This is a genomic window from Pandoraea pnomenusa (genome assembly GCF_000767615.3).
Taxonomy (GTDB): Bacteria; Pseudomonadota; Gammaproteobacteria; order Burkholderiales; family Burkholderiaceae; genus Pandoraea; species Pandoraea pnomenusa.
Genome location: NZ_CP009553.3, coordinates 3547130 through 3559567 on the forward strand (window position 1 = coordinate 3547130; position 12438 = coordinate 3559567).

The window sequence follows — 12438 nt, forward strand, 5'->3', positions numbered from 1 at the left end:
TAAACCTACGAATCCGAGAATAGCATGCGAATTATTACTGGATAACCATGGTTTTACAGGAGTCAACGCAATGAAGGTCATCGTTCTCGGCAGCGGCGTCATCGGTGTCACCAGCGCGTACTACCTGGCAAAGGCCGGGCACGACGTCACGGTGCTCGATCGCCAGGCGGGTCCGGCGCTCGAGACCAGCTTCGGCAATGCCGGCCAGATTTCACCCGGCTACGCGTCGCCGTGGGCCGCACCGGGGATTCCGACGAAGGCCATCAAGTGGTTGTTCCAGAAGCACGCCCCCCTTGCCATTCGCCCCGACGGCACGCTCACTCAGCTCAAGTGGCTTTACCAGATGCTGCGCAATTGCACGCCCGAGCGTTACGCCGTCAACAAGGAGCGTATGGTGCGGATCGCCGAATACAGCCGCGACTGCTTCCGCGCGTTGCGTGCCGAGACCGGTATTCCGTATGAAGGCCGTCAGGCCGGCACGCTGCAACTGTTCCGCACCGAAGCGCAACTGGCAAACGCTGCGCGCGACATTGCCGTACTGCAAGACGCCGGCGTGCCGTTCGAACTGCTGGACAGCTCGGCGCTCGCGGGTGCCGAACCGGCATTGGCGGCCGTGTCGCACAAGCTCACCGGCGGCCTGCGTCTGCCGAACGACGAAACCGGCGACTGCCAGTTGTTCACTACGCGCCTGGCGGCCATGGCCGAGGCGCTCGGCGTGAAGTTTCGCTACGACATGCCGATCGACGGCCTGCAGGTCGCGGGCGACAAGATCGAAGGCGTGATGTGCGCCGGCATGATGCAGCGCGCGGACGCGTACGTGGTCGCCCTCGGCTCGTATTCCACGCCGTTCCTGCGCGGCATCGTCGACATCCCGGTATATCCGCTCAAGGGCTACTCGATCACCGTACCGATTGCGGACGCACAACGGGCACCGGTCTCCACCGTGCTCGACGAAACGTACAAGATTGCCGTGACCCGCTTCGACGACCGCATCCGCGTGGGCGGCATGGCTGAAGTGGTCGGCTACGACAAGACGCTCAATCCCGCGCGCCGCGCCACGCTGGAGATGGTCGTCAACGATCTGTATCCGGGCGCCGGCAACACGGCCGAAGCCTCGTTCTGGACCGGCCTGCGCCCGATGACGCCGGACGGCACGCCGATCGTCGGCGCCACCGCCCTGCGCAATCTGTTCCTGAACACTGGCCATGGCACGCTGGGCTGGACCATGTCGTGCGGCTCCGGCCAATTGCTGGCCGATCTGATGTCAGGTCGCCGACCCGCCATTCTCGCCGACGATCTGTCGGTGGCGCGCTACAGCGGCGCGCCCGATGCGCAGGCCCAACCGGCCTTCGCCTGATGTCACGAACGGCACCTTAGGGTGCCGTTTTTGTTTGGGGCACGTGCGGTCGTGAAGGTGCTCATATTGCCGTCACATCACAACAATGGAGACGCATCATGAAAATCGGTGTACCGAAGGAGATCAAGAACCACGAATACCGCGTAGGCATGACGCCCGCAGCCGTGCGCGAAGTGGTGGCACGCGGGCACGAGGTGTGGATCGAGACGCAAGCCGGTGCGGGCATCGGCATGGACGATACCGTCTACGCTGCCGCCGGTGCACACATTGCCGCCAATGCCGTCGACGTCTTCGACCGGGCCGAGCTGATCGTCAAAGTCAAGGAGCCCCAGGCCGTTGAACGGGCGCGGCTGCGTCCTCACCACACGCTCTTCACCTACCTTCACCTCGCTCCCGACCCGGAGCAGACCCGCGACCTCATCCAGAGTGGCGCAACATGCATCGCGTATGAAACGGTGACGTCCGCCAATGGCGGTCTGCCGTTGCTCGCGCCCATGTCGGAAGTCGCGGGACGCATGTCGATCCAGGCCGGCGCCACCGCGCTGGAGAAGACCCACGGCGGGCTTGGTCTGTTGCTCTCGGGCGTGCCGGGCGTGGAAGCCGGCAAGGTTGTCATTCTCGGCGGCGGGGTGGTGGGGACCAATGCCGCGACGGTCGCCGTCGGTATCGGCGCGCAAGTCACGGTGATCGACAAATCGGTCGACGCACTGCGCCGCATCAGCGCGCAGTTCGGCGGGCGCGTCCAGACGGTCTATTCGACGCAGCACGCCATCGAAACGCACTTGCGCGACGCCGATCTCGTGGTTGGCGGCGTGCTGATCCCCGGCGCCGCCGCGCCCAAGCTGATCACACGCGCCATGCTTGGCTTAATGCGCAAGGGCGCCGTGATCGTCGACGTTGCCATCGACCAGGGCGGATGCTGCGAAACGTCGCATGCCACCACGCACGCCGATCCGGTCTATGTCGTGGAGGGCGTGGTCCATTATTGCGTGGCCAACATGCCTGGCGGCGTGCCGCGCACCTCGACCTTCGCCTTGAACAACGTGACGCTGCCATTCATCCTGCAATTGGCCGATCATGGGCCGGTCGCCGCCATGCGCGCCGATCCCCACCTGCTGGCGGGCCTGAACGTGGCGCGCGGCCTGGTGACCAACCGCGGGGTCGCCGATGCGCTCGGCCTCGCCTATCACGAGCCCGGCGCGGTACTGGCGAACCTGCCTGCTGCCGCCTGACCGGCTCGCTATTTGACGCCCTCGCCATCTTCACGGTATTCGACGATGAGGCGTCGCGGTGCCGGTGAGCGTCCGACGGACGTTCGCCCGCTCGCTCGCGCGGCAAGGCACGCCGACGACACGCCACCGTTGCCTCCCTGCCTCCTGCCCGCGTGACACCGTCTTCCGACAAGCCGCGCCACGCCTTGCGCTTTGGACATGGGCGCACTCACTTCGTTATACTTCTCCCATCTCGACGGCGCGCCGGCGTCCCCGGCAACCGGGCACGCGCCACCGCGCGGCTCCCCGCCTGCCCGAAGCCGTCAATGTCCACGAGCAATTGATGAACGCCGATCCGCAAGAACTCAACAAATTCAGTGAACTGGCCCACCGCTGGTGGGATCCGCACAGCGAATTCAAGCCGCTGCACGAGATCAACCCGTTGCGCCTCGACTGGATCGAGCAACACGTGCCGCTTCAGGGCAAACGCGTGCTGGATGTCGGTTGCGGCGGGGGCATCCTGACCGAATCGATGGCGCGCCAGGGCGCTCGCGTCAAAGGCATCGACCTGTCGACGAAGGCGCTGGGCGTGGCCGATCTGCACAGTCTCGAAGCCGGACTTTCCATCGAGTACGAAGAAATTTCGGCCGAAGCCCTCGCAGCGCGCGACGCCGGCACGTACGACGTGGTGACATGCATGGAAATGCTCGAACACGTGCCGTCGCCCGCGTCGATCGTGGCGGCATGCGCCACGCTCGTCAAACCCGGCGGGCATGTGTTCTTCTCCACGCTCAACCGCAATCCGAAAGCCTGGCTGCTGGCCGTGGTCGGCGCCGAGTACCTCCTGCGCATGCTGCCTCGCGGCACCCACGATTACGCGAAATTCATTCGCCCGTCGGAGCTTGCGTCGTTTGCCCGTGCCAGCGGCCTCACGATCCGTGATTTACGCGGCTTGACCTACAATCCGATCAGCAAGCGCTACGCGATCAATCGCGATACCGACGTCAATTACCTGGTCGCGTGCACGCGTGACGCCTGATATGTTCGAACCCCCCGTCCTGGTTTCCGCTTCGTCTTACGGCGCGTCGGCGCGACTGCTCGACGGCGACGTGCGCGCCGTGCTGTTCGATCTTGACGGCACGCTCGCCGACACGGCGCCCGATCTCGTTGCCGCCGTCAACAAGGTGCGCATCGACCGCGGCATGCCGCCCGGGCCTTACGAAACCCTGCGCTTGCAAGCGTCGCACGGGGCGCGCGGTTTGATTGGCAGTGCATTCGGTGTCGCCCCGGAAGATGCCGCCTTTGCGTCGCTGCGCGACGCGTTCCTTGCCAATTACGAAGCCGCCCTGTGCGTGCGCAGCCAACTGTTCGACGGCATTCCGGCGTTGCTCGCCGCGCTGGCCGAGCGTGGACTGCCGTGGGGGATCGTCACCAACAAGGCGGCACGCCTGACCGATCCGCTCGTGAAGCTGCTCGGCCTCGCCGACGGCGCTGCCTGCGTGGTGTCGGGCGATACGACGCCACACAGCAAGCCGCACCCCGCGCCGTTGTTGTATGCCGCCGAGTGCATCGGCATTGCGCCTGCGCGGATCGTGTATGTTGGTGACGACCTGCGTGACATTCAGGCGGGCAAGGCGGCCGGCATGGCCACGGTCGCCGCCGCCTACGGTTACTGCGGCGACTCGCTCGCACCTGCCCAATGGCAGGCGGATGCCGTCGTCGAACGCGCGGGCGCGATCGCCCCGCTGGTCATGCCGCCGGCCTGACGGTCGCGTCATGACCTTCCGGGGCCCGTCCGCTGCCGCGGCCGGTCCCGGGTCTGTCCCGCCGCGCGCCAGTGGCGCGGCGCGTGCTTCACTGGCTGCTTACGGGAGACCGCATGGCCGAGCAAGCGAACGATCGCAAACCCTCAACGAATTCCTCCGCGGGCGGCAACCGTCTGCAACAAGGCGTCGCCCGCGCACAAGCGTTCGGGCGCGACCCCGACGTACGCCGACGCGCGCGCAAAGGCGGCCTGTGGGCCGCCGCGGTCATTGCGGTTTTCGGCGTCGTGGGCTATTTCACGGTGCCTGCGGTACTCAAGCACTACGCCGTCGACAAGCTCTCGACGTACCTGCAACGGCCGGTGAGCGTGGGCGACGTGAGCTTCAACCCGTACACGCTGCGCCTCGACCTTCATCAGGTGCACATCGGCGACAAGACGCCGGGCCAGCCCTTCGTGGACGTCGGCATGCTGCGTGTGAACGCGTCGTGGGGCTCGCTGTTTCGCCTGGCCCCCGTGGTCGACGAGCTCTATGTCGATACGCCGGTGATCAATATCGTGCGCACCGCGCCCCAACGCTTCAACTTCTCTGACATCATCGACCGCGCGACGGCGGGTCCGCCCTCGCCCGAGCCGTCCAAGCCGGCGCGCTTTGCACTGAACAACGTCCAGATCAGGAACGGCACGGTGCGCTTCGACGACACCGTGCAGAACGAGAAGCACGTCGTCGACAATCTCCAGATCGGCGTGCCGTTCATCGCGAACCTGCCGGCCGACACCGACATCTTCGTGCAGCCGTTGCTGCAGGCGTCCATCGACGGCTCGCCGCTGCACATTTCCGGGCAGACAAAACCGTTCGCCGACTCGCTCGAATCGACGGTCGACATCAAGCTCGACCGGCTCGACGTGCCGAAGTACCTCGGCTATTCGCCCATGACCGTGCCCGCGCAGATCAAGAGCGGCGCGATCAGCACCGATCTGAAGCTGCGCTTCACGCGAGACAAGGCAGGCAATCACGTTCTGCTCACGGGCACGGCGGGCTTGTCGGACGCGGTCGTGAAGGAACCCGACGGTTCGCCGCTGGTTGCCGTCAAGCAGATCGATGTGAAGCTTGGCAAGGTCGAGCCGCTGAGCAACATTTATCACATCGACAGCGTCCGCATCGACGGGCTCGACCAGCAGGTCACCCTGGAAAAGGATGGCTCGATCAATGTCGCCAAGGCCCTCGCGCCGCAGCGCCCCGTGATCAAGGCGGTGGGCAAGGCGGTCGATCAGGCGGCCGCGTCGCCGCAGGCAAGCGAAGCCGCCAAGTCGGCGCCCAAGGTGGCGGCGGAGCAAACGGCACGCCCGGCCACGCCCGCCTCTGCGGCCGAAGCCGCGCAGGCCAAGGCCATTGCCGCCGAGCAGCCCACGCCGCTCGACCTGCTCGTGGGCGAACTCTCGGTCGTGAACAGCAAGCTGCGCCTGACCGACGAGCGCGGCGCGAAACCCGCCAACCTCGCGCTCGAGAACATCCAGATCGGCGTGAAGCAGTTCTCGACGCTGGGCAAGGATCCGGCCACCTACGACGCGTCGCTCGGCCTCCAGAGCGGCGGCTCGCTGAAGGCGCACGGCCAGTTCAGCCTGCCGGCGTACAACGCCAGCGGTGAGCTCGACGCCGAGGCCATCGCCCTTGCTCCCTTGCTGCCCTTCGCGCAGGGCGCTCTGGCCGGCGACCTGAAGAGCGGCACCGTCGGCGCGCAGGCCAGGTTCACTGCGGCGTTCGCGCCCGACAAGCAACCGAACGTCCAGATTTCGCCCGCCACGGCGACGCTCGAGAAGGTCGAATGGCTCACCGGCATCAAGGGCGACGCACCGCTGCGGTTGGCCAAGGCGCAGGCGAAGCTCTCCCATTTCGATCTCGGGGCGCGGCAGGCCGTGCTCGACGACGTCACGGTGAGCGGACTCGACGTGTCCGCTCGCCGCGACAAGGACGGCAAGATCAACCTGCTGGCGTTGACCGGCGACGGAAAGCCGAAGGCCGCCACGGCCACCGGCAAGGGTGTCGATGCCCGCGTCGGTACGGAGCGTGGGCGCAAGACGTCTGCCAAGGCGGGCGGCTCGGGCGCGCCAGCCGCGAGTGGCTGGCAGTGGAAGGTCGGCAAGGTGGTGCTGGACAATGCGAGCATCGGCTTCGAGGATCGCGCCGTCAAAGGCCGTCCGATCAATGCGCGGTTTGCGCCGCTCAATGTCACGGTGCGAGGCGCGTCGCAGGACATGGGCAAGCCCTTGCAGCTCGAAGTCGCGGGCACCCTCAACAAGAAGGGCACGCTCAACGCCTCGGGCAACGTCACGCCACAGCCGCTCTCGGGCGATCTGCAGGTCAAAACCCAGCAGCTCGACCTCGCCGCGTTCGACTCGTACATGAGCGACGAGCTCAATGCCAGTATTGCCAGCGCCCTGCTCTCGAGCAATGGGCGCGCGACGTTCGCGATGAAGGGCGACACGCCGCAGGTGACCTATCGCGGCGATGCCACGCTGGGCAATGTGCGTCTGCTCGACAAGGTGACGACGGACGACTTCATGCGCTGGAACGCCCTGTCGGTGCAGCAGATCAACCTCGCGGTGGGCAGTGGCAAGCCGAACGTGAAGCTGGGCAGCATTGCGCTGTCGCGCTTCTATGCGCGGTTGATCATCAACGCCAACGGGCGCCTGAACCTGGCCGACGTGGTGGGCAACAAGCAAGCGGCGCCGCGCTCGCTTACCCGGGCGAACGAGGGCATTCCGCTTGACGGCGCACCGGCCAGGCCGCCGCTCGACGCCGCGGCGTCGGCGGTCGAGGCCGGGCAGCCGACCGAAGTCGAGAAGAAGGAACAGAAGCCGGGCGAGACGACCGTGCAGCGCGGCCCGGGTTACGGCACGGGCAAGGCGCTGCCGGCCGACGTCCATATCGGGCGTATTACGCTGCAGGGCGGCAACATCAACTTCACCGACAACTTCGTCAAGCCGAACTACACCGCCAACCTGACCGACATCGGCGGGCGCATCGGGGCGTTCGGCACCGCGACGACCGAGCCGGCCGAGGTTGCCCTGCAGGGCAAGGTCAATCGCAACGCGCCGATCGACATCAGCGGCAAGATCAATCCGCTCGCGCCGATGGCGTTCGTGGATCTGGGCGCCAAGGCCGACGGCATCGAGTTGACCAACCTGACGCCCTATTCCACCAAGTACGCCGGCTATCCGATCGAAAAGGGCAAGCTGACGGTGGACGTGCACTATCTGCTCGACCAGGCGAAGCTCACGGCGAACAACCACATCTTCATCGACCAGTTGACATTCGGCGACCGCGTGGAGAGCCCCACGGCGACGAACCTGCCAGTGCGGCTGGCAGTATCGCTGCTGAAGAATTCGCGCGGCGAGATCGACGTGGACATTCCGATTTCCGGTTCGCTTGAGGATCCGCAGTTCAGTCTTGGCGGCGTGATTTTCCGGGCGTTCGTGAACTTGATCGTCAAGGCGGTCACGGCGCCGTTCAGCCTGTTGGCGTCGGCGTTCGGCGGCGGCGATCAGGAACTGGGCTACGTGGAGTTCGCGCCGGGCAGTGCCCGTCTCACGCCGGAGAGCGAGAAACGTCTGGAAACGCTGGTCAAGGCGCTCAACGACCGTACGGCGCTGAAGCTGGACATCGAGGGCCGGGTGGATCCGGCCAAGGACACTGACGGATTGCGTCGCGTTGCCGTCGAGCGGGCCATCAAGGCGCAGAAGGTGAAGTCGATGGTCGGCAAGGGCGAGAGCATCGACGTGGACAGCGTGACGGTGAGTCCCGAGGAGCGCAGCAAGTACCTGACGGCGGCCTACAAGGCGGCCGATTTCGCCAAGCCGCGCAACATGATCGGGTTCGCCAAGTCGCTGCCGGACGACGAGATGGAGAAGCTGATGGAGACGAACATCAAGGTGGGCGACGACGACCTGCGGGCGTTGGCGGAGCGCCGGGCGCAGCGGGTGAGATCGTGGCTGGACGGCAAGATTGCATCCGACCGGTTGTTCGTGGTGGCGCCGAAACTGAACGCTGACGGCATCAAGGACAAGGGGGCGACGACGCGGGTCGACTTTGCACTGAAGTGAGCCATTTGTGTCATAATTGGTCACTCCACGGGGCCGACATGGTTTCGACGTGGGTAGCGAAGCGATTCAGGGCATACCGAGGACCCGTCACCTCGTTAATCAATGGGAAAAAACGTAACTGCAAACGACGAAACGTTCGCACTGGCAGCCTAAGGGCCGCCGTCCTCTGCCTAGTTCACTGACGGACTAGCGTCGCAAGACCGGTAGCAATACCGCCAGAGGTCATACACGTCAGTTAAGCCTTGGCGGCGCCACGACGCCGAGGTCGAAAACTTAGTGGATCGCTGTTGCGTAGCGTGTTCGTCCGCGACAATACGGTTAAATCAAATGACAGAACTAAGTATGTAGAACTGATCGTGGAGTACTTGCGGACGCGGGTTCGATCCCCGCCGGCTCCACCATTTGATAGTTCAGCGTGATACGCTGAATACCAAAACCCCTAGGAAAATCAGCCTCCTAGGGGTTTTTTACATCCAAGGTCGTCCGGCAAGATACGGTTGAAGCCAACGCTTCATTAGGGTAACTTCTGGGGTAACGGGATAACGCATCAAATCAGTTACCCCAACACCCTAGCTACCCCTGACCCTGCCTCGTTTCCACGTACAGTAGATCATGCTGCGATCAACGCGGCCTCGTAGTCGACAGGGGTAAGAAATCCTATAGAGGTGTGCAAACGCTCTCGATTGTAATAGCCCTCGATCCAGTCGACGATATCCAAACGAGCCTGCGCTCGAGTTTCGTAGTGGACCTCATAGATTCTCTCGACTTTCAGGGTCTTAAAGAAGCTTTCCATAGGGGCGTTGTCCCACGCATTGGCACGACGGCTCATAGAGATCGTTGCCTTGTATCCGGCAGCCAGCTTTTGGTACGCCCGGCTTGCATACTGGGCCCCTCTGTCGGAATGTAACAGCAGTCCTGGCGCCGGTTTGCGTTGCCAGCACGCGCTGCGCAGTGCCTGGCAAACAAGCTCGGCGTCGATGCGTTCGGACATTGACCAGCCCACTACGCGTCGGCTCGCCAGATCGAGTATCGCTGCGAGATACAGCCAGCCTTCGCCGGTCCTGACAAACGTGATGTCGCTAACCCAGGCACGATCAGGCTGCCATCCGTTGAAACGACGATCGAGCAGGTTCGGCGCTACGGGCAGGCTGTGCGCCGAGTCCGTCGTGACCCGATAGGCACGCCTGTAGACCGGGCGCAAGTCCTGACGTCGCAAGCTACGTCGCACACGCTCCTCGCTCGCCGTGCGACCCTGGGCTCGCAATTGACGCACGATGCGGGAGCGGCCATAGGTGCCACGATGCTTGCGGTGGATCGCCGCGACTTCCACATCCAGGGCCGCGTTCGCTTGCGCCCTCGCGCTGGGTGGGCGAACGCGCCACTGGCAATATCCGCTGCGTGAAACGCCCAGAATCTGGCATAGACGGGTGATACTGTACTGGTCGCGGTGATCGTCGATCCAGGCGTACTTCACCGCGACCCCTTCGCGAAGTACGCCGTCGCTTTTGAGAGAATTTCAATATCCAGTTTTGCGCTGGCGAGTTCCTTGCGCAGCCGGCTGTTCTCTGCCTCCAACTCGCTGATCGGGCGCGTAACACGTGCAGCGCTCACGTCACGACCACTCGTCTCGATACCGCCTTCGAAACTGCGGCTACGCCGACTCCAGTTCCCTAACGTTGCCACTGGCACCCCGAGCCTGCGCGCCGCTTCATGCTGCCCGACTGTTTCGGCAAGCCTGATGGCCTCAACCTTGAACTCGTTCGTGTATTGCCTTTTCGGCACTGACTTCTCTGACATGCAATCCTCCGTACAAACAGGAAATTAACAAAATTCCTGCTGAACCGCACCGGGAATCGTGGAGGCTGGTTGGTTTAAGTTAATGCGGACACGTCAGCGGCATTTCTGAGTTGCCTGTAGTAGTTTGCCTCAGCTTCAGCAGGCGGGATATAGCCGAGCGGTTCCATCAGCCGATGATGGTTGTACCAGGCGACCCATTCCAGCGTTGCCAGTTCGACGGATTCCCTCGTTTTCCAAGGGGCGCGCCGATGAATCAGTTCCGTCTTGTACAGGCCGTTGATCGTCTCGGCCAGCGCATTGTCGTAGCTGTCGCCCCGGCAGCCGACCGACGGCTCGATGCCGGCCTCAGCCAGCCGTTCGCTGTAGCGGATGCTGACGTATTGAGACCCTCTGTCGGAATGATGAATCAAAGTCCCGTCCTCACCCGGTTGGCGGGCGTACAGCGCTTGTTCAAGTGCATCCAGAACGAAGTCCGTGGTCATCGACGAGCTGACGCGCCAGCCAACAATACGGCGGGCAAACACGTCGATCACGAATGCCACGTACAGCCAGCCTTGCCATGTCGAGACATACGTGAAATCCGACACCCAGAGCTGATTCGGTCGGTCAGCCTTGAACTGCCGGTTGACTCGGTCCAGCGGGCGCGGCGCGGTCACCTCGGGAATCGTCGTGCGAACACGCTTACCGCGAACTGCGCCACGCAAGCCCTGCAGTTTCATCAACCGTCCGACCGTGCAGCGTGCCACTGCAATGCCTTCCCGGTTCATCTGCTTCCAGACCTTCGGCACGCCGTAGACCTGCATGTTGGCCTGCCAGACACGCTTGATCTCCGGTTGCAAAAGCTCATCGCGTTTCGCGCGGGCGCAGCGCTTCGACGGATCGCGAAGTTGTGCTGCATGGCGTCGGTAGCCCGACGGGGCAATCCGCAAGACCTTGCAGATCGGCTCGACCCCGAAGGTGTCGCGATGCTGATCAATGAAGGCCTTCAGGACTTGAAACGGCGGTCGAGCTCCGCCTGGGCGAAAAACGCGCTCGCCAGTTTGAGAATCTCATTGGTCCGGCGCAGTTCCTTGACCTCGCGCTCCAAGGCCTTGATGCGTTCACGCTCGGCCGTACTCACGCCATCGCGCTCTCCACGGTCGACCTCGTCGCGCTTAACCCAATCCAACAGCGTCTGCGGCGTGCAGCCGATCATCGGCGCAATCGATTCGACTGCCGCCCACATCGAAGGATGCTCGCTACGCTGCTCGCGTACCAGGCGCACTGCGCGCTCTCGGACTTCCGGGGAAAACTTGCTTGGCTTCTTGTTCATTGCTCCATTCTCTCAAGAGTTGGAGCCTCCACAAAATCCGGTGCGATTCATGCTGTACGCGAAATCGAGGCATGGTCAGCCTTGCTGGAGGTGGCAGCATGAATCTCCAGCATGAACGCATTGCAGGGCTGTGTGACGAACTGAAACTGGACCGCATCGGGAACGACTGGAGCGTGCTGGCCCAGAACGCTGCCAACGCTGATGCCAGTCACGCCGACTTCCTCGAACAGCTACTGCTGACCGAACGGGATGCCCGAGAGGAACGCAAGCGCCAGACGCTGACCAAGATGGCCTCCCTGCCGGGCATCAAGACGCTGGAGCAATACGACTTTGGCTTCGCCAGCGGCGCACCGCGAGCCCAAATCCAGGAGCTGGCCGGGCTGGCGTTTATCGAACGGGCCGAGAATGTCGTGCTGCTCGGGCCATCTGGCGTGGGCAAAACGCACATCGCCTGCGCCCTGGCGTATCGGGCGACACAGGCAGGAATCAAGACGCGCTTCACGACCGCCGCCGATTTGATGATGCAGTTGGCCACAGCCCGGCAGCAGAACCGGCTGAGGGAGTTTTTTAACCGCGCCGTGGTTGGCCCGAAGCTGCTGGTTATCGATGAAATCGGCTACCTGCCGTTTGGACGCGAGGAAGCCAATCTGTTTTTTAACGTGGTGGCCAAGCGATACGAGCGCGGAGCCATCGTGCTGACGAGCAACCTGCCATTTACGCAGTGGGCCACGGCATTTGCCGACGACCAGACGCTGACTGCGGCGATGCTCGACCGGCTGCTGCATCACGCGCACATCGTGCAGATTGCAGGCGAAAGCTATCGGCTGAAGGACAAACGGAAAGCTGGACAAACTACACGCGCAGGCGCGAAAGCCGCCGCGTGACACGGAGCCTG

Annotated in this window: 9 protein-coding genes, 1 other RNA gene and 1 other annotated feature; of the genes, 7 read left to right on the forward strand and 3 right to left on the reverse strand. The window is 63.8% G+C overall.

Annotated elements, in window-relative coordinates; all coding sequences use genetic code 11:
* Window positions 1-70 precede the first annotated feature (70 nt).
* The 6 genes from LV28_RS39930 to ssrA all read left to right on the forward strand — a co-directional run bounded on the left by LV28_RS39930 (window position 71) and on the right by ssrA (window position 8835).
* On the forward strand, window positions 71-1357 hold the full coding sequence (locus tag LV28_RS39930; RefSeq protein ID WP_023596784.1) for a D-amino acid dehydrogenase: 1287 nt from the start codon (window positions 71-73) through the stop codon (window positions 1355-1357).
* Window positions 1358-1455: 98 nt separating this feature from the next.
* A complete protein-coding gene (gene ald / locus LV28_RS39935) occupies window positions 1456-2589 on the forward strand; it encodes an alanine dehydrogenase (RefSeq protein WP_025249392.1) in 1134 nt (377 codons plus the stop codon).
* Between the two features lie 319 nt (window positions 2590-2908).
* On the forward strand, window positions 2909-3607 hold the full coding sequence (gene ubiG / locus LV28_RS39940; protein ID WP_023873764.1) for a bifunctional 2-polyprenyl-6-hydroxyphenol methylase/3-demethylubiquinol 3-O-methyltransferase UbiG: 699 nt from the start codon (window positions 2909-2911) through the stop codon (window positions 3605-3607).
* Between the two features lies 1 nt (window position 3608).
* Window positions 3609-4334 (forward strand): HAD-IA family hydrolase, encoded by a 726-nt coding sequence (locus LV28_RS39945; protein WP_081255971.1) that lies wholly within the window; start codon window positions 3609-3611, stop codon window positions 4332-4334.
* 113 nt (window positions 4335-4447) lie between these two features.
* Window positions 4448-8434: a DUF748 domain-containing protein gene (locus LV28_RS39950; RefSeq protein ID WP_048806583.1), complete on the forward strand. Its 3987-nt coding sequence runs from the start codon at window positions 4448-4450 to the stop codon at window positions 8432-8434.
* Between the two features lie 29 nt (window positions 8435-8463).
* Window positions 8464-8835, forward strand: a transfer-messenger RNA (tmRNA) gene (ssrA, locus tag LV28_RS39955).
* 209 nt (window positions 8836-9044) lie between these two features.
* Here ssrA and LV28_RS39960 read toward each other — a convergent pair.
* The 3 genes from LV28_RS39960 to LV28_RS39970 form a co-directional block, all read right to left on the reverse strand.
* A complete protein-coding gene (locus tag LV28_RS39960) occupies window positions 9045-9908 on the reverse strand; it encodes an IS3 family transposase (RefSeq protein ID WP_025249651.1) in 864 nt (287 codons plus the stop codon).
* Window positions 9905-10231, reverse strand: coding sequence for an IS3 family transposase (locus LV28_RS49595; protein WP_023597417.1), 327 nt, complete (start codon window positions 10229-10231; stop codon window positions 9905-9907). The genes LV28_RS39960 and LV28_RS49595 overlap by 4 nt, the downstream gene beginning before the upstream one ends.
* Before the next feature lie 74 nt (window positions 10232-10305).
* Window positions 10306-11543, reverse strand: a protein-coding gene (locus tag LV28_RS39970; RefSeq protein ID WP_115344378.1) for an IS3 family transposase whose coding sequence is annotated in 2 segments (ribosomal slippage) — window positions 10306-11252 and window positions 11252-11543 — 1239 coding nt in all. Because the reading frame shifts where the segments join, the coding sequence is not laid out codon by codon here.
* Window positions 11146-11262, reverse strand: a sequence feature (AL1L pseudoknot). Its footprint overlaps the gene before it by 117 nt.
* A gap of 98 nt (window positions 11544-11641) precedes the next feature.
* Between LV28_RS39970 and istB the strand changes: the two genes are divergently transcribed.
* The gene (gene istB / locus LV28_RS39980; RefSeq protein WP_038618124.1) at window positions 11642-12427 is read left to right on the forward strand and encodes an IS21-like element helper ATPase IstB; all 786 of its coding nucleotides are present in this window, start codon (window positions 11642-11644) and stop codon (window positions 12425-12427) included.
* The last annotated feature ends 11 nt before the right edge of the window (window positions 12428-12438 follow it).